Source organism: Sunxiuqinia rutila (assembly GCF_050589705.1).
In the GTDB taxonomy this organism is placed as follows: Bacteria; Bacteroidota; Bacteroidia; order Bacteroidales; family Prolixibacteraceae; genus Sunxiuqinia; species Sunxiuqinia rutila.
Genome location: NZ_JBNGOT010000008.1, coordinates 66,562 through 92,979, shown reverse-complemented (window position 1 = coordinate 92,979; position 26,418 = coordinate 66,562). Strand labels below are relative to the sequence as shown.

General features: G+C 43.0%; 22 protein-coding genes. 12 read left to right on the top strand and 10 right to left on the bottom strand.

Features of this window, described 5'->3' with window-relative positions; all coding sequences use genetic code 11:
* The first annotated feature begins 276 nt into the window (after positions 1–276).
* From ACRD6K_RS11750 to ACRD6K_RS11720, 7 genes are all read left to right on the top strand, one after another.
* A complete protein-coding gene (locus ACRD6K_RS11750) occupies positions 277–870 on the top strand; it encodes a LemA family protein (protein WP_299579360.1) in 594 nt (197 codons plus the stop codon).
* A gap of 11 nt (positions 871–881) precedes the next feature.
* A complete protein-coding gene (locus ACRD6K_RS11745) occupies positions 882–1,322 on the top strand; it encodes a TPM domain-containing protein (protein WP_299579357.1) in 441 nt (146 codons plus the stop codon).
* 6 nt (positions 1,323–1,328) lie between these two features.
* On the top strand, positions 1,329–2,132 hold the full coding sequence (locus ACRD6K_RS11740; protein WP_430973404.1) for a TPM domain-containing protein: 804 nt from the start codon (positions 1,329–1,331) through the stop codon (positions 2,130–2,132).
* Between the two features lie 159 nt (positions 2,133–2,291).
* Positions 2,292–3,263 carry a hypothetical protein gene (locus ACRD6K_RS11735; RefSeq protein ID WP_430973403.1) on the top strand — a complete coding sequence of 324 codons (972 nt, stop codon included), beginning with the start codon at positions 2,292–2,294 and terminating at the stop codon, positions 3,261–3,263.
* Between the two features lie 457 nt (positions 3,264–3,720).
* Complete coding sequence (locus tag ACRD6K_RS11730) at positions 3,721–4,152, top strand: hypothetical protein (RefSeq protein ID WP_430973402.1); 432 nt, start codon at positions 3,721–3,723, stop codon at positions 4,150–4,152.
* A gap of 121 nt (positions 4,153–4,273) precedes the next feature.
* Positions 4,274–4,879 (top strand): hypothetical protein, encoded by a 606-nt coding sequence (locus tag ACRD6K_RS11725; RefSeq protein ID WP_430973401.1) that lies wholly within the window; start codon positions 4,274–4,276, stop codon positions 4,877–4,879.
* 621 nt (positions 4,880–5,500) lie between these two features.
* Positions 5,501–6,217 (top strand): DUF6261 family protein, encoded by a 717-nt coding sequence (locus ACRD6K_RS11720; protein WP_430973400.1) that lies wholly within the window; start codon positions 5,501–5,503, stop codon positions 6,215–6,217.
* 98 nt (positions 6,218–6,315) lie between these two features.
* Here ACRD6K_RS11720 and ACRD6K_RS11715 read toward each other — a convergent pair whose 3' ends face one another.
* The 4 genes from ACRD6K_RS11715 to ACRD6K_RS11700 are packed head-to-tail and all read right to left on the bottom strand — an operon-like array spanning position 6,316 to position 9,566.
* The gene (locus ACRD6K_RS11715; protein ID WP_299579339.1) at positions 6,316–7,086 is read right to left on the bottom strand and encodes a zinc ribbon domain-containing protein; all 771 of its coding nucleotides are present in this window, start codon (positions 7,084–7,086) and stop codon (positions 6,316–6,318) included.
* A 25-nt stretch (positions 7,087–7,111) separates the two neighbouring features.
* Positions 7,112–8,206 carry a Nif3-like dinuclear metal center hexameric protein gene (locus tag ACRD6K_RS11710; RefSeq protein ID WP_430973399.1) on the bottom strand — a complete coding sequence of 365 codons (1,095 nt, stop codon included), beginning with the start codon at positions 8,204–8,206 and terminating at the stop codon, positions 7,112–7,114.
* A gap of 31 nt (positions 8,207–8,237) precedes the next feature.
* Positions 8,238–8,582 carry a MerR family transcriptional regulator gene (locus ACRD6K_RS11705; RefSeq protein WP_299579331.1) on the bottom strand — a complete coding sequence of 115 codons (345 nt, stop codon included), beginning with the start codon at positions 8,580–8,582 and terminating at the stop codon, positions 8,238–8,240.
* A gap of 12 nt (positions 8,583–8,594) precedes the next feature.
* Positions 8,595–9,566 carry a M23 family metallopeptidase gene (locus ACRD6K_RS11700; RefSeq protein ID WP_299579328.1) on the bottom strand — a complete coding sequence of 324 codons (972 nt, stop codon included), beginning with the start codon at positions 9,564–9,566 and terminating at the stop codon, positions 8,595–8,597.
* A 301-nt stretch (positions 9,567–9,867) separates the two neighbouring features.
* Here ACRD6K_RS11700 and alaS point away from each other — a divergent pair, with 301 nt between their 5' ends.
* Positions 9,868–12,486: an alanine--tRNA ligase gene (gene alaS / locus ACRD6K_RS11695; protein WP_430973398.1), complete on the top strand. Its 2,619-nt coding sequence runs from the start codon at positions 9,868–9,870 to the stop codon at positions 12,484–12,486.
* Between the two features lie 214 nt (positions 12,487–12,700).
* Here the strand turns inward: alaS and ACRD6K_RS11690 are convergent, their stop codons facing one another.
* Together ACRD6K_RS11690 and ACRD6K_RS11685 are read right to left on the bottom strand one after the other, a co-directional pair.
* Positions 12,701–12,943 (bottom strand): putative signal transducing protein, encoded by a 243-nt coding sequence (locus ACRD6K_RS11690; protein ID WP_299579322.1) that lies wholly within the window; start codon positions 12,941–12,943, stop codon positions 12,701–12,703.
* A gap of 22 nt (positions 12,944–12,965) precedes the next feature.
* On the bottom strand, positions 12,966–13,178 hold the full coding sequence (locus ACRD6K_RS11685; RefSeq protein ID WP_299579319.1) for a YgaP family membrane protein: 213 nt from the start codon (positions 13,176–13,178) through the stop codon (positions 12,966–12,968).
* 225 nt (positions 13,179–13,403) lie between these two features.
* Between ACRD6K_RS11685 and ccsB the strand changes: the two genes are divergently transcribed.
* Positions 13,404–16,454 (top strand): c-type cytochrome biogenesis protein CcsB, encoded by a 3,051-nt coding sequence (gene ccsB / locus ACRD6K_RS11680; RefSeq protein ID WP_430973397.1) that lies wholly within the window; start codon positions 13,404–13,406, stop codon positions 16,452–16,454.
* Positions 16,455–16,644: 190 nt separating this feature from the next.
* Entirely contained in the window at positions 16,645–18,507 is a 1,863-nt protein-coding gene (locus tag ACRD6K_RS11675; protein WP_430973396.1) for an AMP-dependent synthetase/ligase, read from the top strand.
* A gap of 74 nt (positions 18,508–18,581) precedes the next feature.
* Here ACRD6K_RS11675 and ACRD6K_RS11670 read toward each other — a convergent pair whose 3' ends face one another.
* From ACRD6K_RS11670 to ACRD6K_RS11655, 4 genes are all read right to left on the bottom strand, one after another.
* Positions 18,582–19,022, bottom strand: a complete 441-nt coding sequence (locus ACRD6K_RS11670; RefSeq protein WP_430973395.1) for a hypothetical protein — start codon at positions 19,020–19,022, stop codon at positions 18,582–18,584.
* 118 nt (positions 19,023–19,140) lie between these two features.
* On the bottom strand, positions 19,141–19,929 hold the full coding sequence (locus ACRD6K_RS11665) for an FkbM family methyltransferase (protein ID WP_430973394.1): 789 nt from the start codon (positions 19,927–19,929) through the stop codon (positions 19,141–19,143).
* A gap of 137 nt (positions 19,930–20,066) precedes the next feature.
* Complete coding sequence (locus ACRD6K_RS11660) at positions 20,067–21,980, bottom strand: DUF3857 domain-containing protein (RefSeq protein ID WP_430973393.1); 1,914 nt, start codon at positions 21,978–21,980, stop codon at positions 20,067–20,069.
* A gap of 51 nt (positions 21,981–22,031) precedes the next feature.
* A complete protein-coding gene (locus ACRD6K_RS11655) occupies positions 22,032–24,071 on the bottom strand; it encodes a DUF3857 domain-containing protein (RefSeq protein ID WP_430973392.1) in 2,040 nt (679 codons plus the stop codon).
* Positions 24,072–24,527: 456 nt separating this feature from the next.
* Between ACRD6K_RS11655 and ACRD6K_RS11650 the strand changes: the two genes are divergently transcribed.
* Both ACRD6K_RS11650 and ACRD6K_RS11645 read left to right on the top strand, forming a co-directional pair.
* Entirely contained in the window at positions 24,528–25,238 is a 711-nt protein-coding gene (locus ACRD6K_RS11650) for an ATP-binding protein (RefSeq protein WP_430973391.1), read from the top strand.
* A gap of 1 nt (position 25,239) precedes the next feature.
* Complete coding sequence (locus tag ACRD6K_RS11645) at positions 25,240–26,415, top strand: radical SAM protein (protein WP_430973390.1); 1,176 nt, start codon at positions 25,240–25,242, stop codon at positions 26,413–26,415.
* Positions 26,416–26,418: the final 3 nt, after the last annotated feature.

The window sequence follows — 26,418 nt, the reverse complement described above, 5'->3', positions numbered from 1 at the left end:
GTAATATTTGTACACCGGATATTCGGTTTTAGAAGTTCAGATATTCGAAAGCTTACGATTAAGTTGAAGGATTGAGGAGGGAGGAACGCGCAGACCAATTGTTGTAGTGATAGAATGTTGAATTAAACTATGAATAAATAATTTTGGAATATAAAACACCCATGACAAAAGAATTTGGAGATAAAGGGTAGCGATTTTAAAAACCGGGACTGCCGTCCGAAAATCAGAATATCTGACAATCTTAATTCTTGAGTTTTGGCTTTAATAAAAAAAAATATGAAGAAGACTTGGATCATTTTAGCTGCTATTGCAGTTGTTGTGTTGTTGATGTACTCCTCGGTTAAGGGGACTTATAATACGATGGTTACTCAGGATGAAGCCGTCAATGCCAGCTGGGCACAGGTAGAAAACGTGTATCAGCGGCGGGCTGATTTGATTCCGAACCTGGTGAATACCGTAAAGGGTTACGCCTCACACGAGCAGGAAACCTTGGAAGGTGTGATTGAAGCGCGTTCGAAAGCCACTTCGGTTAATGTGAATCCCGAAAATCTGAATGAGCAGTCTTTGCAACAGTTTCAGCAAGCGCAGGCCGGTTTGAGTTCAGCGTTGAGCCGACTGATGGTGGTTGTAGAGCGGTATCCTGACCTGAAAGCGAACCAGAGTTTCCTGGATTTACAGGCTCAGCTGGAAGGCACCGAAAACCGGATTACGGTAGAGCGTCGGAAGTTTAACGAGAGTGCCCGTGCATTCAATACCTACATTCGCTCTTTCCCTAAAAATATTTATGCCAATCTTTTCGGCTTTGAAAAGAAAGCCTACTTTGAAGCAGATCAAGGCGCTGAGAAAGCCCCTGAAGTAAGTTTCGACTAAAACAATAAACCATGTCAGTACAAGATTTTTTTACAGACAAAGAGAAAAAACAAATTACCGATGCCGTAAAAGCAGCCGAGTTGAACACTTCGGGCGAGGTTCGGGTGCATGTGGAGGGCAAATGCCCGGAAGATGTGCTTGACCGTGCGGCCTATTGGTTTGAAAAGTTAGCGATGCACAAAACAGCGCTTCGAAACGGGGTGTTGTTTTACCTGGCCGTAAGCGACCGGAAGTTTGCCATTTTGGGCGATGCCGGCATTAACGCCAAAGTTCCGGCCGATTTCTGGGATGAAATTAAAGAGCATATGCTTTCGAAGTTTAAAGAAGGCCGGTTTGCAGAAGGTTTGGCTGAGGGAATAGAAAAGGCCGGCGAGCAGCTGAAGGCCCATTTCCCTTATCAAACGGATGATGTCAATGAATTGTCGGATGAAATATCATTCGGAAAAAAATAGCGTAGCATGTTAAAAAGACTTTCATTTTTACTATTACTTTTTTTGAGTCTGGCCGTGTCGGCCCAGGATTTGCCCGAACGGCCTAATCCGCCGCGATTGGTGAATGACCTGGCCGATGTGCTTTCCAATGCCGAGGAACAGCGCATGGAGATGGAGCTGGCGCAGTTTGCCCGCGAAACCTCCAACCAGATTGCCATCGTAACAGTTCCTAGCCTGAATGGCTACGATGCGTCGAGCTTTGCTTTTCGCCTGGGCGAAGAGTGGGGCATTGGACAAAAGGACAAGGATAACGGCGTGGTGGTGCTGTTCAAACCAAAAACAGCCAACGAGCGGGGGCAGATTTTTGTTGCTGTGGGCTATGGACTGGAAGGGGTTATTCCGGACGCTGTGGCCAATCGCGACATTATCGACTACGAGATGATTCCCCGTTTTAAGCAAGGCGACACCTTTGGCGGTTTATATGCCGGAACACAGGTGATCATGGGATTGGCCCGGGGCGAATTCACGGCGCAGGAATACCATGAAAAAGCCTCGGAAGGAAGTGGCGGATTTCCGTTTATCTTCTTGCTGTTCATCATTTTCTTTTTCATTATTCCCATTTTCCGCGGACGACGACGCTATTACAGCACCGGAACGCGTGGAAGCAGTTTGCCATTTTGGTTGCTGATGGGCGGCATGATGGGATCAGGACGCAGCCATGGTGGTTCGTTTGGTAACTTCTCCAGTGGAGGCGGAAGCTTCGGCGGTGGCGGTTTCGGCGGCTTCGGTGGTGGCGGTTTTGGCGGTGGTGGTGCCGGCGGAAGCTGGTAATGCCAGACACGATAAAATATGACATTCAAATCCGGTTTTTCGAAGCCGGATTTTTTTATTGGCCGGTTCTCATCAAAAAAATGACGGGGAACAAAACATTCGATTAAAACAGGAGTTGTTTTAGAAACATTGGGTAAAAGAAGCCGAAAACAGAAAAATATGAAACGATCAAAAAGAATATTGCTAAGCGGCTTGGTGGGAACCATGCTGTTTGCCTGCGGAACGCAGACGAAAAAAACAGAAGCCGAAAAAGAGTCGGTGGTTGTAGAGCAAGCGGTTGAAAAAACGGTGTCAGGAAATTACGTGACGCCGGATTATTTTAAGCGCAGTGAAGGCTACGACTGGGTAGGCATAAAGGTGAGCCAACAGGATGAGAAGCAGTTGGCCATTTCCGTTCGGTCGCGGGCGGATAAAAAGCGGCCAACCTGTACATGGGATGTCACGGCCCGGGAAATTTCAGAAGGTGTTTTTCGTGCCGTGGTGGATGGAAAACCGGTTTTGTTTGCTTTTGAAGGCGATCAGTTAACCATTAAACCCGAAAAGGCGGAAGATGAAGGCGTGTTGTATTTCTATTGCTCAGGAGGAGCCACGGTGGCTGGCAACTATCAAAAGATTGCCGGGGAGCTGGATCCGGAGCAGGTTGACCAAACCCTTTTTAGCCAGGTACTGGAATTGCAGGGAATTGGCTTTCATGTTTCGAGTAAGATGAAGGAGGGCAAAAGCTGGTTAACCATTGTACCCTTTGGTTTGGAGATCTCAAACCGTTCGGTTGAGCACGAAATGGATGGGCAGGTGGTTTGGGCCGAAGTGGAGGATCTGAACAGTGATGGCTCGCCCGAAGTGGTGGTTTTCATTCGCAACGAAGAAACTACCAAAGGAACGGTGATTGCCTATTCGGTCAACAATCGCAAGTCGATGAGCGATGTTTACTTTCAGGATATCAAATTCGATTCCTCCATCAACCAAGGCTACGAGGGAGGCGATGAGTTTGCCATTGTGGAAACGACCCTGAGCCAGCGCTTCCCCATTGCCGGAACCAACAAGCTGCGTCAGGTGAACTACGAAATGGTCAACGGGGAATCTTCGCGCGTGTTTAAAGTAAAAAGTGTGAACGAATTTGAGCGTCCGTAAGCTTTACTGAAGATATATGTAACAAGGGCTCCGATCTTTCTCCCCAAAAGATCGGAGCCTTTTTTTTGCACGTACTTTGAAGTAGGGGAGTCCCCCGGTTTTTACGCAACAATTCGCCCAACGACCCCTTGTTGGAGCAATCAGCTAGTTAGAACGGAAATAAAAAGACACTTACGGATGCGTACATTTTGTAAAGTTTTGTAACTTCATCAGCGAAACCTGAAATGACCTAAACGTAAGAATATGAACCCGAACAAGGACGCTCCTTCCCTTTTCCACCCGGAATCGCCAAACGATCATTGAACGTGCAAAAACAAGTCGAATAATAACGGGATATATTTACCAGGTAAATATGCACAGACGTTGGCAGTAATTTAAAAGACTGCAAACTTATCTTAATTTCTATAGGATTTTAAACCTCAGAATATAGTGTAGAATAAAAAATATTTAAAAAATTATGGACACCAATTATTACCATAATCAGCTTGAACAGTTGAATGAAATTGTCAAAGAATCTGCAGATAAAAAAATATCTTTTTATAAACACGTGATCCTTGTTTCCTCAAGCATTCTAGGTATAATAATTTCTCTTCACACAACAACTTCTCAATGCTTGTATGTTCGCTTGACATTTGTCTTTTCAGTCATTTCCCTTTTAATTGGGATATTGTCTATGGTTGTTGTTATATATGACTTTTCACATCTACCTGAGCGAATCCTTCCTGTACTTCAGAGTGAAATAGAAAATGCATTAAAAAAAGATGAAAAAGTAAAACCAGTTTTTGTAAAACATAAAAAAAGAACTTTGATTCTTGAAAAAATGTCATACTTATTCCTGCTTCTCGGAATGGCATTACTTGTAACATACAATGTATTTATTTCTTTATAACAAAAATGTTTAGATTAAAATAAAAACCAAATATCTGAGTGCATACAACATGTCTACTATAGCAAATAAGCCAGGCGTACTCCATTTTCAAATAATACAATCAAACATAGACTTATTATTTATGAGATTGGGACTAAGTTTGAATAACATTTTAAAAATGATAGAAAATGAAAATGATTTTAAGGGATTCTATAATCCCAAGAAAGATAAAATAATTGACTGCGATAATATTGGAGAGTTTACAAGATTTCAGTCCACAATAAAAGGGTTAAACAATTACATTTATTATAACAGTTTGATTTTATCTAGTTATTCCGTTTTTGAACACTCCTTAAAACTAATCTGCTACTTTATTGACAAACATTTTCTATTGCCCGAAAAATATATTGACAAGCAAATAAACATATTGGGTAATTGCATTGAGTACATAAAAAAAACAAGATTAGTGGATTTCAATGACAAGGAAATGGACAGAATTTATATGCAAATAAAAAAAGTTAACAAACTGCGAAATCTAATTGCTCACTACAATGGTAATTTAATCAAGGATAAAAGTAAACCTTTAGAAAAACAATCTAACTATAATTTATTCATATCTGATAAACGATTGATAATTATTGAAAATGGGCAAATTTACATTGACGATGAAAAATATATTAGTTCATTCGTAGAGGACTCCGAGAGATTTTTGAATTTGATTATTATGCAAATAAAAAACAACTGCTAACATTTACACCATCTCCCTGCTCTTCCAGATGTATCTATAGCCAACCGTGGCTGGATCGGATTTGGAATCCATAAGCCCCAACTCCCCCTTGTTTGAGCGAAGCGGTAACAAGGGGTTCGTTTTGTGTCGTTTTTAACGACCATTAAAAAATCGGGAGCCAACTTTTGCTTCTCGCGCTGTAGAAATGAAAATCAACAGCCAACTTTTACTTCTCGTTGCGTAGAGATGAAAACTGACAGCTAACTTTTACTTTTCGTTGCGTAGAGATGAAAACTGACAGCTAACTTTTACTTCTCGCGCTGTAGAGATGAAAACTGACAGCCAGCTTTTGCTTCTCGCGTTGTAGAGATGAAAACTGACAGCCAGCTTTTGCTTCTCGCGTTGTAGACATGAAAACTGACAGCCAGCTTTTACTTCTCGCGCCGTAGAAATGAAAACTGACAGCTAACTTTTACTTCTCGCGCTGTAGAAATGAAAATCGGCAGCTAATTTTTACTTCGCGCTCCGTAGAAATGAAAATCGGCAGCCAGTGACTACTGTTCTTTAATTTTTGCATTCCTATTGTTAAATTGATCATTTTGTTGTAATTTATGGTTCTTAATCATTTAAAAATCAATAGTTATGATCTTAAAAATTTTATACTCTTATTTCAGCCTTGCCCATTTAATCAGTCTTTCACAGCGGATGATACAGTTGGTGACCGACCGGTTTCCCGATCATCCAATGATTTCATCCTTGCTGGGCACCATTCGCCTTAAGCAGGAAATCGCTGTTCAGGCGGTTGGCAGCAGTAGCTGGCAAGCATTAACCAGTTTGATCCGGAAGGCCGATCAGCGGCGCGATAACAGTTACCGCTCCTTGCGCGATCATGTAGCAGCGGGTTTACTGCGCGAAAACGAGGAGTACCGGCTGGCTTGCGAATCGCTGTGGCCTCTTTTTGAAAAAAACGGCTTGCGTTTATACCATGCTTCTTATGCTGAAGAAACAGCAGCAATTACGAGTTTGTTAAAGGACCTGAATGACCAGGCGATGCAAGCGCACCTGGTAACCATTCATGCGGTGGAATGGATCACCGAGCTGCATCGCGACAACCAGTCGTTTGTCAATCTTTCGCAGGAGCGGACTGCTGCCCGTTCGACCGACGACACGGTGACTGATAAAGAGGCTTTCGAGCAGTTAAAAACATCCTTGGATTTGCTGTGCAACATGCTTAATGCCCTTAATGCGCTCAACGAACCGGAAGGAATTCGTGAAACGGTTGAAGAACTTGATCAAGCGATTCGTGAGGCTACGGCAGCGGCCCGGCAAAGTGGCAGCCGTCCGGTGGTCAATCAGTAGGAGCGCCGGAGCAGATCCAGCGGCTTTGCAATAGGACCCAAAAAAAGCCTTTAGAGCATGCTCTAAAGGCTTTTGTATATCAATTGGTCAACGAGTGCTTACTCGCTCACTTGGTCTGGTTCCAGAATATCTTTGTCAACCAGAATTCGTCCGCAATATTCGCAAACGATAATTTTTTTGCGGTTGGCAATGTCCATTTGGCGTTGTGGTGGAATTTTCGCAAAGCAACCGCCACAAGCATCACGCTGAACGGTAACTACGGATAGTCCGTTGCGGGCATTTTTGCGAATCCGTTTGAAAGCAGTTAATAAACGGGGTTCAATTGCGTTTTCAATTTTCTCCGCTTTTCCTTTCAGCTTTTCCTCTTCAATTTTCGTTTCAGCGGTAATTTCTTCCAACTCTGATTTTTTGCGATCCAGGTCTTCCTGACGTTCCGAAAGCAGTGTTTTAGATGATTCGATGGCTTCTTTTTTAGAGGCCAGTTCCGCTGTAAACTCTTTAATGCGCTTTTCAGAAAGTTCGATTTCCAGCTTTTGGAATTCAATTTCCTTGTTCAGCGAATCGTATTCGCGGTTGTTGCGCACGTTGTTTTGCTGCTCGGTATACTTGGCAATCAGGGCCTCAGATTCTTTGATCGCAGCTTTCCGGTTTGTGATAGACGTTTCAAGGGTTTTGATGTCATCACTGTAATTGTTAACACGGGTAGTTAAGCCAGCAATGTCGTCTTCCAGGTCTTGTACCTCAAGCGGAAGCTCTCCGCGAAGCGTTTTAATCTTGTCGATTTCAGAAACAACTGTTTGCAACTCGAAAAGGGCTTTTAGCTTTTCGCTAATTGGAACTGATTTGTCTTCTTGGTACTGTGTATTCATATTTGGAATGCTCTAATTTTCTATGTTAAAGGTAGTTTACCGGGTTGGTGTTCACCTCAGATAAACGGACTGCAAATTTAGGGAATTTTTTTGTAAGTAATTCATAAAAAACTTCTTTAGTGAATTGCTCGCTTTCAAAATGCCCAATGTCGGCCAATACCATTTTGTTTTCAGCTTCAAAAAACTGGTGGTATTTCAAGTCGCCGGTCACAAACACATCGGCTTGTTCCCGAATGGCTTGTTTGATTAAAAAGCTTCCGGAACCCCCGCAAACCGCAATCCTTTTCACCTTTTTATCCAGCAAAGGACTGTGCTTGATCAGGCCTGTTCCAAATATTTTTTTGAGTGAACGCAGAAAGCGTTTTTCATCCATTTCGCGCGGAAGTTCGCCCACCATGCCAATGCCTACCTGCGGGTGTTGGTTGTCGATGGAATAAATGTCGTAAGCCACTTCTTCGTAAGGGTGCGCCTGAGTTAAGGCCTGCACAACGGCTGCCTGCAAGTGAGCCGGGAAAATGGTTTCGATGCGAAGTTCATTTTCGTAGTGAATTTCGCCGGGTTTCCCCACAAATGGGCTGGTGGTGCTATTGCCTCTGAAACTGCCTTTTCCGGCAATGGAGTAGGCACAGGAATCGTAATTCCCAATTTGTCCGGCTCCTGCGGCAAACAAAGCTTCCTGTACCTTTTCGGCATGATCGAATGGTACAAAGGTGACCAGCTTTTTCAGCTGCCCGCTAACGGGCGATAAGATGCGGCAGTTCTCCAGTCCAATTTTTTCACAAATTTTGCCATTCACTCCCTCGGGCACACTGTCGAGGTTGGTGTGCGAGGCATAAATGGCAATGTTATGCTGAATGGCTTTGATGACGCAACGTTCCACTTCGTTTTTGCCGTTCAGTTTTTTCAGCCCGCCAAAAATCAGTGGATGATGCGCAATGATCAGGTCACATTTGCGGGCAATGGCTTCGTCCAGCACCGTCTCAGTCACGTCGAGGGTGATGAGGGCCTGTTTGACTTCCTTGCCCGGTTCTCCAACCAGCAGGCCTGCATTATCGTAGGATTCCTGGTAGGCCAGGGGAGCAACTGATTCGAGGTAGCTTGTAATTTCGCTTAATCTCATAGTGTATGTTTTCAGATTCAGGCCGATTGGTTTAGGACTCGTCCATTTTTGCCTGAATTTCAAGCAGCATGTGTTTGATGGATTTCAACCGATCGACTAATTCATGTTTGTTGAGCGTGTCTTCCTTGTTGTCTTTCAACTTTTGCTTGGCTCCTTTCAGGGTCAGGCCACGCTCTTTTACCAGGTGGTATATCAGTTTAATGTTTTCAATATCTTCCTTTGTAAACAGGCGGTTACCTTTCTTGTTCTTTTGGGGTTTCAGAATGTCGAATTCCTTCTCCCAAAAGCGAATGTGAGAGGTGTTGACCTGAAACATGTCAGCGACTTCTCCAATCGTGTAAAAGACTTTTTCTATCTTGGGTTTTTTGTAAGGCACGGTCACCTGGTTTTAATCATAGGATTGTCCCATGTTGGACGAAATGGCAATCATCCGTTCGTATTCCTGAGGCGTTAAGTCCTTGAAATAGTAATATTGCGGATTTACGGCTCTTCCGTTTTTGTGCACTTCGTAGTGTAAGTGCGGGCCTGTTGATTTTCCGGCATTGCCCACGTAAGCAATTACGCTACCCCGTTTTACCTTTTGGCCTTTTTTTACATTGAATTCGTTGAGGTGTCCGTAAAGGGTTTCGTAGCCAAATCCATGGTCAATAACCACCCATCTTCCGTAACCTCCGCGCGAGGTTTTTACCTCTTTCACCACGCCATCGCCGGTAGCATAAACCTCGGTGCCAATAGGGGCGGTAAAGTCCATACCATAGTGAAACTTCCGGATTTTATACACCGGGTCAATGCGAAAACCCCAGCCGGAAGCAGTTCGTTTCAGGTCTTTATTGGAGATGGGCATTACTGCCGGAATGCTCGAAAGCATTTGTTCTTTGTCTAAAGCCAGCTTGAGTACCTCGTCGTAAGATTTGGATTGAATGTAGGCTTCTTTGGCAATGATGTCCAGCTTACGCGCCGTATTGATTACCAGTTCCGAATTGTCCAGATTTTCCAGGTGGGCGTATTTGTTAACACCACCAAAACCGGCTTTACGCAAAGAGTTGGGGATCGGATCTGCTTCAAAAATAATCCGGTACAGGTTGTCATCCCGGTGCTGAATATCGGTCAAAACCTCTTCAATGCTTTCCAGGTTCTGATACATCAATTCATACTGTGACATCAACCGCTGGTTCTCAAGTTTTAAGCCGCGCATCTTTGGCGTTTCGTAAAACTGAAGGAAGATAATAGCCAACACGGTTCCAACGACGATACTGGATGAGAAGAAGACTAAAAAACGGTGGATTTTCGATTTTAAGTTGCGTTCAACCTTTTCGTAACTGAGGGTTTCGGGGTTGAATTTATACTTAACTTTTGCCATAAAAAACCAATTTCTTTTTTACAGGATGTAACAAATTTAAGTAATTAATCTAACTTTGCAAGACTTAAAAAATCAGGCAGATTAACTACGAAAACGCAAAAGTAATTGAAATATTGAGTTAATAAGTTTGATTGCAGTGCTGAGAGGTGCTTTTTAACAAAAATTAAAGGTATTCAATCCTGTAATCCAGAAGGGGAGGATTCAGTCGGTTTTGGTAGGGCTTTCTTGCGAACAGCCTGGCTGGGGCATGACTCCTGATTCGAAAATTACAGCATCATATAAATTTGAAAAAGACAGACACATGAATTCCAAAGCGATCAGGAAGGCTTTCCTGGATTTTTTTATTTCAAAGCAACATGCCATAGTCGATTCGGCTCCCATGGTGGTAAAAAATGATCCAACGCTGATGTTTACCAATGCGGGAATGAATCAATTCAAAGATATTTTTCTGGGGAACCAACCGGCCCAATCGGCACGGGTAGCCGATACTCAGAAATGTTTACGCGTTTCGGGTAAGCACAACGACCTGGAAGAAGTAGGACACGATACCTACCACCACACCATGTTTGAAATGTTGGGTAACTGGTCCTTTGGTGACTATTTCAAAGAAGAAGCCATCAACTGGGCGTGGGAATTTCTGCATGATAAAATGGGAATTCACGCGGACCGCATGTACGCGACTGTTTTTGAAGGAAGTGAAGACGATAAACTGGCTTTGGATGAAGAAGCCAAGCATTTTTGGTTACAGCACTTGCCGGCACACCATGTGTTGAACGGAAGCAAAAAAGATAATTTCTGGGAAATGGGCGAAACGGGTCCTTGTGGTCCTTGTTCCGAAATTCACGTGGATTTGCGTGATGATGATGAGCGAGCCAAAATTCCCGGAGCAGAACTAGTGAACCAGGATCATCCGCTGGTGATTGAAATCTGGAACCTGGTGTTTATTCAGTTTAACCGCAAAGCAGACGGACGTTTGGAAGAACTTCCGGCCATGCATGTGGACACCGGAATGGGCTTTGAACGCCTGTGCATGGTGTTGCAGAATAAAAAATCAAATTACGATACCGATGTTTTTCAAACCATCATTGGGAAACTGGCCGGACTGTGTGGTAAGAAGTATGGCGAAAATGAGAAAGATGACATTGCCATGCGCGTTATTGCCGACCACTTGCGGGCCATTGCCTTTGCCATTGCCGATGGACAGTTGCCGTCAAACAACAAAGCGGGTTACGTTATCCGTCGTATTTTGCGGCGCGCGGTGCGTTATGGCTATACCTTCCTGAATTTCCGCGAGGCATTCATTTACCGCCTGGTGGAAACGCTGAAGGAAAACATGGGCGATGCTTTCCCCGAATTGCAGGCTCAGCAAGAACTGATTGAAAAGGTAATCAAGGAAGAGGAAGAAAGTTTCCTGCGTACGCTGGAAACTGGAATTCGCTTGCTGGATGAAGTGATGGTTAAAGCGAAAAAAGAAAATGTGTCGGAAGTTGCTGGCAAAAGCGCTTTCGAATTGTACGATACATTTGGGTTCCCGCTGGATTTAACGGAGCTGATTCTGCGTGAAAATGGCTTAACGGTGAACCGTGCCGAGTTTGATTCAGAAATGAAGAAACAAAAAGACCGTTCGCGGAATGCGGCAGCGCAGGAAACCAGCGACTGGGTAGAGCTGAAGAAAATTGATGAGGTTAAATTTTTGGGTTACACGACCCTGGAAGCCGATATTCAAATTGCACGTTACCGCCAAGTGAAGCAAAAGGATAAGCAGTTTTTCCACCTGGTTTTTGATCAAACACCTTTCTACGGAGAGTCGGGTGGTCAGGTTGGTGACACAGGCTACATCGAATTCAATGGGGTGAAAACAAGTATTGTTGACACGCAAAAAGAAAATAACCTGATTGTGCATATTGCCAAGGAATTGCCGGCTGATCCATCAGCAACTTTCCGGGCTGTGGTTAGCAATCAGAAACGAAAATTGACGGCCAATAACCACACGGCAACACACTTGCTCGACCAGGCTTTGCGCGAAGTGCTGGGAACGCATGTGGAACAAAAGGGGTCGTTGGTGAATGCCGATTACCTGCGGTTTGACTTTGCCCACTTCCAGAAAGTGTCGAAGGAAGAGCTGGATCAGATTCAGGCTCGTGTTAATGAGTTGATTCGTCAGAACTTTCAACAGGAAGAAAAGCACGATGTTCCCTTTGCAGAAGCACAGGAAATGGGAGCGATTGCCTTGTTTGGCGAAAAGTACAGCGACAAAGTGCGGGTGATTAAGTTTGGCGACTCGGTGGAATTGTGTGGTGGAACGCACGTTCCTGCAACCGGACAAATCGGGTATTTTGTCATTACTTCAGAGAGCGCTATTTCGGCAGGTGTTCGGCGTATTGAGGCCATTACGGCTGATAAGGCGGAAGCATTCATCACTAAAAACATGGATGAATTGCACGAAGTGCGTGGTTTGTTCAGCAATACTAAAAACCTGAAAAAATCGGTTGAAGATTTGCAGGATGAAAATGCCAAGTTGAAAAAGCAACTGGAGGCCTTTGAAAAGCAAGCTGCAGCTGGGGTGAAGGATGAACTGAAAAAGAAAATTACCGAGATTGATGGCGTGAATGTGATTGCCGAAAAAGTGGCGTTGGATTCTCCACAAGCCATCAAGGATTTGGCTTTCCAGTTAAAAGGCGAGGTGGATAACTTGTTTTTGGTGCTGGGCGCTGAAATCGGTGGAAAACCAAGCCTAAGCATTATGATTGCCGATAACCTGGTGAAAGAAAAAGGACTGAACGCCGGACAGATTGTACGTGAAGCAGCCAAAGAAATGAAAGGTGGCGGTGGCGGCCAGCCATTTTATGCTACGGCTGGTGGAAAAGACGTGGCCGGTATTGAAGCGGCTATTGCCAAGGCAAAATCATTTGTCGGATAAAACCGGCTCTGTTCAAAAAGATATAAGATTGAAAGGTTTCACTTGCATGGTCAGGTGGAACCTTTTTTGTTGCGCTGAAGTCTTGTTCATGCAACGAAGAACATACCTTCCCTAAATCACTTATTCGTTTAGACAATAAGCGGGGGAGCCTTCGGGGGCATTGGATTCTCCTTTCGAACTACTTGCTGAAACGATTCTCTTTTGAATGGAAGGTTTAATCGATGTAATGAAACTCTTTAAGCAGTTGACGTGCCAAGGCTTCATCGTCACGGTTAATAATAATTTCTACCGGCTCAAAGCCGCCCGCTGAAACTTGCCAGGGGGCAATTTGTCCCATCAGATGATTGCTCATGAGGGTGACAATGCCCCGGTCATTCAGCAATTGGTTGACCATTTCGGCCTCTAAAGGCTTACCGCTGTATATAACCAGGGTTTCGTGCTGCGTTTCTTTGGTCATCGTTTTGGTTTTTATGGCCCGGTCAAAGTTTGTCCGACTTTCCACAGGTGTTTATTCCCAAGGGAAGATACAGCGGACAAAAACTCACCACGCTGGTTAATAAAAATACACAAGCCAGAATTAGCAGAATAAGTCCCCAAATTCCGGTAAGTATGCCGGCAAAGTAAAGAATTGCGATAACAACTGCAATTACAGAGCGAATCACGCGATCAGCCATTCCCATGTTCTTTTTCATTGTATCTGAATTTTAGTGTTAAAGTTGCTCTCTTTTACCTACGGAATCCGGTTTGGGTTTCGAATGGCGCTTTGTTTTTTTGAACTGTGTTCTTGCTCTTTCGAGCCGAATTTTAAACCAAAAATCCCAATAAATGTTAATGTGATAGCTATTTAAATAAAAGCATTTTTTTACTCAGTTTTAAAAATTTACTTTACACTTCTTTTTAACAAAAGCCACTATCTAATGAATAAAATCTATCAATTCCTGGTTTCCACTTCTTTTATGGGGTTCTTATTGCTGATTATGGCCTTTTCAATGGCGATTGCTACATTTATTGAGAGTAGTTACGGTACTCCGGCAGCTAAGGCCCTGGTTTATAATACCCATTGGTTTGAACTTGTTTTTTTACTACTGGGCATCAGTTTGATTCATAATTTCTTCAAGTACCGCCAATTTACGGCCAAGAAACTGACCATTGGCATTTTTCACTTATCATTTATTGTTATTTTGATTGGTGCAGGCATTACACGGTACATTAGCTTTGAGGGAATGATGCATATCCGTGAGGGAGCTTCAGCCGATTATATTGTTTCAACCGATTCGTACTTCACGGTAGAAACTGACCAGCAAAAGTTATCCGATAAGGTTTTGTTTTCAGAATTGAGCGCAAAAGAATTCAGTGGAAAACTGACGATTGAAGGAGAGCATGTACGTGTAAAATCGGTTGGCTTTGTAAAAGATGCCGTGCGAACGCCGGTAGAGACTGAATCAGGAGATCCGGTTGTTGATTTTGTAATTTCAGCCGGACAAGGTATGGAGAGCTTTACTTTTGGTAAGGGGCAATTGGTTAACCTGGGGCCTGCTACGGTGGGATTTGAAGGGCAGGCCGATGTTCGTTTTGAACAAGAAGGTGCGAAACTGTTTGTTGTAGCAGATCGCGACATGGAAATACGCTCCATGGCAGGAGGGGAGCCGGAGCACGTGCCGGCAGGAACCCGTTCCGAAGTCAAGTTGATGCATTTGTATGCGTTTGATGGTTATTTGGTGTTGGTGAAAAAGTTTTATGAACATGCCAGTTTGCGGGTGAGTAAATCCGGTTCCGGCGATACGGGTGAAGATGCTGTTATTGTCGAAATATCCAATGGAGAACGGCAGGCGATTGTTAATGTTTTTGGGCGTGCTGGACAAATTGGTGCCCCGGTAACTTACATGGTAGGTCAAACCCCGGTTAAGTTAACCTATGGTTCGCAACCGGTTAAGCTGCCCTTCCGGTTACGATTGAAAGACTTTCAATTGGAGCGTTACATTGGGTCGGAAAGCCCTTCTTCGTTTGCCAGTGAAATTGAATTGATTGATGACGAACGGAATGTGCAGCGCGATGTTCGTATCTTTATGAATAATACCCTGAAGTACCGGGGATTTCGCTTTTATCAGTCGTCGTATGACCAGGATGAATTGGGAACAATTTTATCGGTTAATAAAGACTTTTGGGGAACTTTGGTAACTTATATCGGCTATTTCCTGCTGACAGTGGGAATGATTTTATCGCTGGGAAATAAGAATTCCTATTTCCAGGTTTTGGTGCGTCACCTGAAGCAGTCAAGCAAAACCAAATTTGCAGGTCTGTTTTTGGGGCTTATGCTCATCGGAGGAGCCGGACAGGCCCAAAGCACTGCGGGTATTCCCCGGTTGGATGAAGAACTGGTGAGTGATTTTTCGGAGTTGTGGGTGCACGGGCATGATGGCCGTATTGAGCCGATGTCCACTTTGTCAAGCGAAATTCTGCGGAAATTGAGCCGGAAGTCATCGCTCAATGGCATGTCTCCTGATGAAGTTGTGTTGAGTATGAATTTGTATCCCGAGCTGTGGCGTTCGATCCCCTTCATTAAAATTGACAAAGAGATTGCGGCTTCCATAGGGGTACGTGAAAAATATGCACGAATTACCGATTTGTTTGATCTGGAAGGAAACTACCGGATTACCGAGGAAGTGCGGGCTGCTTTTGCCAAAGCGCCGGCTTTGCGAAATAAACTGGATAAGGAATACATCTTTCTGGACGAACGGATCAACATCAGTTTTATGATTTTTAAAGGTGATTTGCTGACCTTCTTTCCACCCGTAAACCAGACAGATGCCTGGTGGGCTGTAGGAAGCACGCCAACAGGGTATCCTGCCAACGATTCCCTTTTTGTCAATCGCAGCTTCAACCTGCTGGCTGGAGGAATCGAGTCGGAAGGCGGCGAGATTCAACCCCGACAGATTATAGCAACGATCGCGGCTTTTCAACAAAAATTCGGTGCGGAAATTTTACCGTCAGCACAAAAGAAATCGGCTGAAATGGTTTACAACAAATATCAGCCTTTTAAGCGGGTTTTCCCGTGGTACCTGTTAACCGGTTTTATTTTACTGACCATTTTATTTGTCAATATCTTCCGGCAAAAGCCCATTCACCGGGTCACCCGAATCACCTTTAGCGGGCTGATCTATTTGGGCTTTGCAGTGCATACGATAGGCCTGATCGTTCGCTGGTATATTTCGGGACGTGCCCCTTGGAGTAATGGCTACGAATCGATGATTTATGTTGCCTGGGCTGCCATGTTAGCCGGAATTATCTTTGGACGAAAGTATCCGATGGTTTTGGGTACTGCGGCCGTTTTAACCGGTATTACTTTGTTTGTGGCTCATCTCAACTGGATGAACCCCGAAATTACGCCGCTGGTTCCGGTACTGAAATCCTATTGGTTGATGATTCATGTGTCCATCATTACAGCAAGCTATGGTTTTCTGGGGCTAAGTGCTTTCCTGGGCATCCTGGTGCTCGTGTTGTATGCTTTAATGAATCGAAGGAATCAAAAGAATATCGACTACTTTATCGATCAGTTAACGACCATTAGCGAACTTTCGGCTACCATCGGTTTATACATGCTTACCATCGGAACCTTTCTGGGAGGGGTTTGGGCTAACGAAAGCTGGGGGCGCTACTGGGGCTGGGACCCTAAAGAAACCTGGGCCTTGATTACTGCCGTCATCTATGCTTTCATTGTGCATATGCGATTGATCCCTTCGCTACGAGGCCGCTACAACTACAATTTGGCTACGGTTATCGCCTTTACATCGGTACTGATGACTTACTTTGGTGTGAACTATTTCTTGTCAGGACTGCACTCCTATGGAAAAGGTTCGGCCGATGGTGTTCACTGGGCCGTGTATGTTTCGTTCGGTTTGATTACCGTTTTGGCACTTTGGTCATACTCTAAATACAAGAAGTATGAAGGGATAGGAATGGAAGAATAGAATATGGCGTTTGGAGAGTTTGTTTTGTGCTTATAGCTGCGTGTTAATATAGCTCTGTGTCGTTGTTTTAATTTATTCTAAATAGATTTTATCCATCTCGGAGTAGATTTATATCAATTTTCTAAAATTCCTGAAATGTTAACTTTGTCGGGTTAACTTGAGTGTAACTAAACAGTGAAATATGGAAAACATGGTTAGGAGGACCTTTGACATCCTTGACTGGTGTGAAACAAATTATCCTCGCGAAGATGCGTTAGGCGGAAAAGCCAATGGCAAGTGGTACACCTATTCAACTTCGGAGTATAAAGCAAAGTCCCACCTATTTGCAATGGGCATGTTGGCAATGGGACTTCAGAAAGGGGATAAAGTAGCAACAGTTACAACTAACCGTCCCGAGTGGAATTTTGTGGATATGGGACTGGCCTTGGCCGGTTTGATTCATGTGCCCATTTATCCAACCATTGGCGATGATGAATATCGCTTTATTCTGGAACATGCAGATGTTCGCTATGTGGTGGTAGGCGACAATAAATTGTATGAAAAAATAAGTGCAATAGCAGCCGAGATTCCGGCAATCGAAGGAATTTATGCTTTTGAAGATTTTGAGGGCTGTCCGCATTTCAGAGAGATTATGGAGCTGGGGGAAAGCAAGCGAGCAGAGTGGTCTCCCATCCTGGAGCAAATTAAATCCGCTGTTTCTCCGGATGATCTGGCAACAATCATTTATACATCAGGAACAACAGGTGTGCCTAAAGGAGTGATGCTTACCCAAGAGAACTTGGTAGCCAACTTTACAAGTCACTCCCGGATGCATAACCTGGGGAAAGACCATCGGGTGATCAGTTTTCTGCCGCTTTGCCATGTGTACGAACGAAGTGTTAATTATCACTTTCAGTACAAAGGAATGGGGGTTTATTATGTTGGAAACCTGGGTCAAATTGTGCCGGCAATCAAAGAAATCAAACCTCACATGTTTAACTCGGTTCCCCGTTTGCTTGAGCGGGTTTATGACGGATTTATATCGAAAGGGAAAGAACTTACCGGCCTTAAAAAAGTGATTTACTTTTGGAGCGTCAGTTTAACGCGTCATTTTGAATACAACAAGAAATACAACTTTTTTCTACGGATGAGAATTCGGGTGGCCGACAAGCTGGTTTACTCCAAATGGCGCGAAGCTTTAGGAAACAACATCGTTTATGTGGTTTCGGGTGGAGCCGCTTTGCAACCCCGGATTGCGCGCGTAATGGGCATGGCTGGTATGTATACGCTGGAAGGCTACGGCCTGACAGAAACTTCACCGGTAATTGCCGTAAATAATCCGGCATTGCGCGAAATGAAAGTCGGAACAGTTGGGCCGGTTCTCGATAATGTGGAAGTTCGGATTGCTGATGATGGTGAAATTTTGTGCAAAGGCCCATCAGTCATGAAAGGGTATTACAAAGCACCGGAGCTGACAGCCGAAGTGATTGATGAAGAAGGTTGGTTTCATACCGGCGACATTGGTGTTTTGGAAGAAGGGAAATACCTGAAGATTACCGACCGTAAAAAAGAGATGTTCAAGATGTCGGGCGGAAAGTATATTGCGCCTCAAATGATTGAAAATAAGCTGAAAGAATCATTTTTTATTGAGCAGGCCATGGTGATTGGTGAGAATGAGAAATTTGCCAGCGCCCTTATTTCGCCGAATTTTGAATATTTGCACGACTGGTGTTCGCAGCATAAGATTCACTTCCGCGACAACGAAGATCTGGTTCAGAAGAAAGAGGTCAATTCTCAGTTTTTTAAAGAAGTTGCTGCCATAAACAAGACACTGGGACAGCACGAAGAAATTAAACGTTTCCGCCTGGTTTGCGAGGAATGGACCCCTCAAACGGGCGAGCTTTCACCAACCTTGAAGTTGAAGCGTAATTTCGTTACCAAGAAATACAAGCACATTATTGACGCCATTTATGCCACCAAGGTAACCAATGGGGGCAATGGTTTAAAGCTACCCAAAGTAAAGGTGAACCTTCGCTTTGATATGAATGAGCTACTGAAAAGAATTAAGCTGTAATAGCAAAAGAGGCTGTTTCGAAAGGAAACAGCCTCTTTGTTTATGTTTTTTTGCCAATCTTCTGAGACCAACAATTAAGCAATAACTCTGCTCCATGGAATGGCTGCCAGCATAATGATATAGGCAATTCCGAAGAAGACCAGTGAAAATCCAAACTTTTTTCGCGAATGGGAGGCTTTTTTCGACTTGCTGCGGCCGATATGAACCAAGACAACAGCAATAAGCATCATTAAGAAATGTTCGACGGCGTAAAAGCGTAAATCTGCGTTTTTCATGGCAGCACCAAAGTTTTGGAAAGCCGCACTGGTAATGGGGCTTAAGAAAAAGTACAGCACCAGCCCGGTTAGCAGTTGAAGGTCCATGGCGGCCGTGAAAATGATTCCCAGAATGTTATCCGATTTTCCCCATTTTTTTTGACTAAACCAGCCCATGAAATATTTGAGCAGGGAGACTAAGGCAATCAATAAAATTAACCACCGTAAGGTGTTATGCAGATGTAAGAATCCTGTATACATAGTTTCAATTTTAAATTATTCTCTTTAAACGTTTTGCCCGTCTTTTGGTTGAAAATATTTTGTTGAATCGAAGGGATTCCATCCGTAAATTCCTGGCACAATAAGCCAGGGTGCTCGTTTACAGTTGAATGTATTGGCTTGCCAGTTTGTCGAGCTTGTCGGCATGAAAGAAAAAGATATCACGCGATTCATGCTCAGTAGCCGGTCTTAACTTTCCGTTCAGTAGGATAAAGGCTTTATAGTTTCGGGCATTGAAAAAATCAAGCATCTCCCGGCGTTTTTCGCCAGCACTTTCAACCAGTAATGTTGGTTGAAAACGATTAATCAGAGGCTCCATCTCGGGCAGGACCACCGTTTCAAATCCTTCAATGTCGCACTTGATAAAGTCGATGCGATTCAATTCAGCGAATAACTCACTGCCGCGTCTCATTTCAGCTTCTGAAACAATGTCGGTTTCGTCAGCGGCCTGGCTGGGTTTGTCAATGACAAAGTGGGAGCCCGAACCCACATATCCTTTTTTGATTCGGGTGTTGTTTCCCAGCTGAATTTGTTTGTTTTCGTTGCCTAGTGCAAAAGGATATATCCGGACATTTTTAAGGCGTTTGGTATTTTTTTGAAGTACTTGCCTTACTGGCGCCACAGGCTCTACGGAGTGCACCTGACCTTGTTTGCCCACCAATTTCGAAAACCAAACGGTGAGGTACCCCAGGTTGGCACCAATGTCAATCACAAGCTCTCCCGGACGAATGAGCTGTTTAAGAAAATAGGGGTATTCAAACGATTTGCTAAGTTTTAGCAAACCAGTGTTGAACGTAAAGAAATACGCTTTGCTTAATACGTAAAGGTAATTTTCAAACGAGAGCGAACGGTAGAGTATTGTCCGGATAATAGTTCCAATCTTTTTCATTGGTTGAATCGATTCTGATTTTTGGAATTAGCAGCAGGAGTATTGAGTTCAATACTGCCTAAACTGCAAATATAGTATTTCCTTTTTCTTTGAGCTGAAGTAGTGGCTAAACATACCAAGAAAGCAGCACTTAATTTTTAGCTCTGATTTTTCTTCAAAATAATTTTCTCTTTTTCCTTGGTTGAGGAATTTTTTAAAAAATGATTGATTTCATCGAACAATGATTTTCCATAGGTTCCAGCCTTGATTTGAACTGTTCGAGTAATGCTTATTTTATCGTCCTCGGGGGTTGCGTAAACGAGTTTGTAGATTCCGTATATTGATTTTAGCTCCAGATTTTCTGGCAAAAATTCAACGTCGTAATTTGTCGGAACTGTTATGTTTAGGGTGTCATGAAAGGTGTAGCCGATAGGTTCTTCAATAGGGTAGCTGCGGTCGCTTTTAATACCTGAGACAAAGGTATTCTCATAAAGAAAAGTTGGCTCAATAAAAATGCGATTCCCTGTTCTGATGGCAAAGCTGCTTAATGCACCTTTGGTGTAGAGTTGCGCTGTGGGTTTTTCTTTGGTAGTGTTGGTTATACTGAAATCGCCTATTTTCAGTCCATTGACAGATAAAGATTTAAGTAGCGCCCTTTTCTGTTCTTCTTTCGACATGTTTAGCAAAGGGAAGGCCGATTCGTATAGGAAAATATTAAAGGTTGAATGTGCTTCAAAATCAGCTTCTCGGGTTTCCTGAAGTCGCATGTTTATGACTGAGCTTCTGTAGTTACTGTTCAGATCGTAAGTTGGTGTCTTGGTCAAAATGCCGCCTGTTTCAGTGATGAGTAGCCCATACCTGTCTGCGTTGCTTGATCCGATGTAGTTAAAAGGAAATTTTTGATTGGTGCATTCGAGCCAGATCGTATCTTTTTCTGTTGGGACGCAGAGGATGATATGATTGGTCTGATTTAGGCTTGTGAAATCCGGATGTTTTATTTTTTGGTGTCGACCGTTTCCTATCACTGTGTAGTAAGAGTCAATGCCAACTCCTTTTAAAAGTGCTCTCATGTAATTGCTTAATGCTTTGCAATCACCATAACCTTTACTGTCTACTTCAGTGGCAGGAATTGGTTGAAAACCACCAATTCCTAAAGCAATATTGACATACCTGGTTCGGTTTTGCATGTATGTATAAAGTGCTTTTATTTTTTCTCTTTTAGAGGGAATTGTATCGGTAAGCTGGTTGATCTTTACAAGTGTTTCAGGAGACAGTTCGTCTCTGTTTTGCATGAGGGTGTGAACCCATTTTCCCAGATTTTCCCAGTTGCTAATATTACCGGTGTAACCTTCGTAAGCAATTTGAGTAGGAGCAAGCATGATGGTTGGTAATAAGTCGAGGTAAGACGGAGCATATGGAGCATATTTTGATGCTTTGAGGTTTGTTAGTTCCCACCGGTAGCTGGTTGTTGTTTCTGTCTTTTCGGAGGCAAAAGTAAAGTTGCCATTTAATTCCCTGTAATTCAATTCAAATTCGTTGGGTGTCTGGAAGCTCAATTGAGCTTTCTCAACAGCAATGTCAAACCAGTTTGATGGGTGCCAGTTTGGATAAGCTACTACGCTCCTGTGATTTGTTGTGTAAGAATACTCTACCGTGTAGGGATAGTAGTTGTAAGATGGCGAGTAGTGTTTGATTCGGCTGTCACTAAACAAGGTATGGCTTCCCGGGTATGCATAGTCGTTAACTTCCTTTCTCTTGATGGTCTTTACGCATTGACCATCTTTATCAAAAATACTTAGCTCAATTGAATTGACCTCTGAGTTTCGGTCGTAATAGACTTGTAGGTCTGCGGCTGATTTACCATTCTCGTTTAATACGGTTACTGCGTAGTGCACCGTTTTTGTATAACGCTCAAGCGCGGTGCGCTCATAGTCTGTTGAAAAGAAGCGAATCACCGCATTCGCTTCTTTCTTTAATGAGTCTGCTATTAATGATACGTTCCACTGTTTTTGGCCTTTTGAATAAAAAGAAGTGAGTAGCAAAAAAAACATTATTAGCGTCTGTTTTTTCATTGGATGTTGTATTATACTTTAAAAAAAGTAGGGGGTGGAATGAAGCGGACTTTAAATTGTTTTTAGAATAACCAATTCATTCTGTTTGTCAACAACATATTGAAAGAATGATTTTAATACGTCATATTCATTGGGCAAGAAAACACTTTTATTGAGTTGAATTTTAGAAATCACGCTCAATGTTTTTCCCGTTGACTGGACTTGAAAATAAAAGCTACCATTGTTGTCCGGAAGTTTGAAGACTATCGACTGCGGGAGTTCTGTAACTTCCAGGTTGGCAGGAATAAGATAAGTATAAGTGTTCTGGAAAATATAAGGATAATCAAATTCTACCGGGAATTCCCTCTTTTCCAGTTTGAACGGATTTTCTTTGAAGAAAGGGTCCAGAACCGGGGAAAAATAAATCATTGATCCACTTCCGCTTAAAACATTATTATGAGACATCTTATATCTGAAGTTCAGATGCTCATTGGCGTCTTCATGTCCCTTGATACTCATATTTTCAATTTCAAATCCAGTAGTTGTTTCTTCCAGTTCTGTCAGAAAATTCGAAACGTCATTTGCCTCATTCAATTTCGATTTGTAATCAAAAGCGCCGTATTCGGATAACTTTTTATTTACTGATCCTGAGATGGACAAGGCGCTGTCGATAGAAACGAGGTAGTTTGCGGTTAGTGTGTAAGGTTTATAATCCATCAGACTAATCCATTTTTCCGGATGTTCTCCAATGACACGGCCTTTATCATTCAAACACCTAATGGGAATTAGGTTTAACCTGGAGTTGGGATCAGTAGCATCCAGTAAGTAGGTGTTTTCATTTAATTGAACAGAGGCAATAACGTAATTGAATCGGCTAAGTGATGGATGGGCAGGATGGATGATGCCATTATCCTGAGTGCTCAAAACAACTGGATTGCTTTTTAATCCAAGCTCACGTAACAAGGCTACCAGATTTAAGTTTACATCGGCGCTATTGCCTTCTCCATCTTTATAAGCACTATTGAGAGTGGAATTAAGGTACTTGTCTCTATAGCCGTTCCAGTGAATTGTTTTCTGAATTTGATGCAGTGCTGCATTCAACAAATCTTCATTCTGAAGCCCCAGACTTGTTAGGTAGGCAATATCATCTTTCAGGTGGTTCGTTTTGGTTAACGCTTTTCCGAATCGTTCACTGGTAAGCAAAGTTTTGTCAACCTCTTCCCAGCTGGTTGTGTAATAGTCCATGGCTTGATTCGGAAACTTGGTGTACTGTAGTTCAAAATCAATTTTTGTCAGGTAGTTTTCTTTTGTTCTTAAAAATTGTTCATCAGGAATTGGGAGAACATTGCTGGCATGATAATGATAAATTTGTTCGTCGTACTCAACTTCACTGGTATGTCGCACTGTTTTAGCAACATAAGTATTGGTTCGTTCAGTGCTAGTGAATGTAATTTTGTTCCGTTTGCTGTTGGTTTCTAATTGAATGGGAGTATAGCCGAATTGCGTCTGATTGTATTGAAAATATTCCGGAATGCTTACCCGGTATTCGCTGTATAAAACAGGTATGTTTTTTTGAAACTGCCATTCCTGAAGGTTGAATAGAAAATCCGATATAATAGTGTATTTAACCTCGATGACTGATCCTTCCTTAACATTAGGCATGGCAAATTTCATCGTTTGCCAATTTTCCCCGGTTTCTTCGGTAAGAATGTCATTCTGGTCGAGTTTCGTTTTTTCTACTTTTCCGTCGTTGAGGTTATAGGTGAACGCTTTGATAGATGATACTTCTTCTTTGTTTGAACCACTTTGGTACAGCGGAATTTGAATATTACTCCAAGAGAAACCTTGGTTATCAATAATCTTAATTCTCAAATGCCGCTCGAAGTGTAACTGGAATCCTTTGCCTTCAACGGCTGTATTGTATTCAAAATTTGTTACTCCACAGTCAAATATGAAAAAGGCATGTGCGTTGGAGTCAATTGGACAAACGGTTGTTTCAAGATCAGTAGGGTCAATTTTGCCAAACTTATCAGGTGATTTTTGCGCATAGATGGTTGTTTGGCTAAGTAGCAGCACGAGAAGAATGCGAGATGCGATAGCTTTGGTTTTCATAAGTCGAAAGATAAATTAGGTGATTAATTTCGCATGGCAAGTTATGTCAGTTTTTATGTTTGTTTTTGGTTGTGAATAGGTTTTGATGGTAAGTTATCAAAATTGTTTTGTATTATAGTATGAAGAAGATCATGAATCTTACTATTTGTTTTAAGTCTAAATAAGAGCTGTTTGCCTGGAGCTGCTTGTGACGAATTTGCTTTGTCAGTGTATTTCCCGTTAGAGGTTTGTGGAATTCTTGGTTTTCTGAAATACCTGCAATTCCGGAAGCAATCTAATTGGCAGGAATAGTCAGTTTTTTTTGTAAAAACTTGTTAATGCTGTTGTATAAGTTTGGGAATGATTTCCCAATTGAGTGGATTTTAATTTATTTAGCTAACTAAATGTACCGAAAGCATGATTCAAACTACATGTATTCTTTTTTGTCGATGTGGAGCAGGTGTAATTTCGAAGGAAATGACAGACCAACTGGCTGAGAGCTTTCATCAGCTGGATGTGGATGTTTATGAGTTGAATGATTTATGTGCGTTTTCGGTGAACGAAAAAGATGTTCTGGAGCGGATTGCTGAAAAGTACATGCGCAAAATTGTGGTGGCCTGCTATCCGCGTGCGGTGAAGAACATGTTTAAGCAGGCTTCGATTAAACTGGAAAATTTTGAGGTGCTCAACTTCAGGGAATTTACCGTAGATCAACTTCTGGATAAGTTGAAAATGGATTACCAGTTGAAGGACGGGAAAGCGCGCTATCAAATTCAAATGAATGAACTGACAGTACCTGCCTGGTTTCCGGTGATTGACGAGTCGCGTTGCACGCTTTGTGGACAATGTGCCCGTTTTTGTCTGTTTGGAGTTTATGCCTATGACAAAAAAAGCCTGACGGTGATTAATCCGTTGGCATGTAAAAATAATTGTCCGGCTTGTGGCAGAACTTGTCCAGCCTCGGCCATTATGTTTCCGCGACTGGTTGAGAATACGGCATTGGCCGGAGCCGAGCCGGGAGAAAAATCTCCGCGGTCATCTGCAACGAAAGAAGGATTGTTTGTTTTGCTGAATGAGCGTAACCAAACGCGGAAATCAATATTTAAACAGGACGTGGTTCAGCTGGCTGAGGAAGAACGACGGAAAGCCTTGGAAGAGTTTAAAAAAGGGATTGGAAAAGAAAAATAGCATGCTGAAACAACTACTGTTTAAGACGGATAAAAAGTGTCTCTATAAATTTGTGTACAACCTTGGAATAAAAGGAACACTGAGCTTTAATCGTTTTCAGAAGCGACTAAAGAAAGGCACGTTCTTTCCAGCCTTTCACTTTATTTCAGTAACCGATGACTGCAACCTGAATTGCCAGGGATGTTGGGTGACTGGGAAAAAGAAAAATAGCCGTCTGACAGCTGAGCAAGTCGATCAGATTATAACCGAAACTAAAGCTCAGGGCTCTTATTTCTTTGGAATTTTGGGAGGAGAGCCTTTAATGTACAAGCCACTTTTTGACGTTTTCAACAAACATTCGGACTGCTATTTTCAGCTGTTTACCAATGGCACTTTATTGTCGCCGGAGGTGGCAGAAAAGTTGAGGCAATGCGGCAACGTTTCGCCCTTGATCAGTTTTGAAGGAGATGAGGACGTGGCGGACGTGCGTCGTGGCGGAAAAGCAGTTTATCAGCGAACCCGGCAGGCAATTGACCATGCAACAGATGCCGGCCTGGTTACCGGAGTGGCCATGAGTGTTTGCAAGTCAAATTTAGACCTGGCGCTTTCGCCTGATTTTATTCAGTCATTGATCAATCAGGGAGTCACTTACCTGTGGTATTATATTTTCAGGCCGGTGGGCGAAAACGCTTCGGCCAATTTGAGCCTGAGTCAAGAGGAAATACAACAACTTCGGCAGCATATGGTCGACGCACGCACCAAATACAAACTGGTCATTATTGATGCTTATTGGGACGGCGAAGGACGTGGATTATGTCCGGCAGCTTCGGGACTGAGCCATCATATCAATGCCTCCGGATACATCGAGCCATGTCCGGTTATTCAGTTTGCCACCGACAGGATTGGCGATAAGCCCTTGGCGGAGATTTATCGTTCATCTGCCTTTTTGAAGGAGTTGAAGCATGAAATTCCAAGACAGACATCGGGTTGCATCATTATGGAAGACCCTCAGTGGCTGGTAGACTTTGTGGAGAAACATGGTGCCGAAGATACTTCAGGAAGAGGCAATGAAGCGGAACGCTTGCGTGCCATGGAGCGAGTATGTAGTCATGGCTCAGGGAAGCCTGTTCCGGAGAAAAACTGGGTGTATAAATTTGCTAAAAAACGAGCCTTTTTTGGCTTGGGCGCTTACGGATAAAAA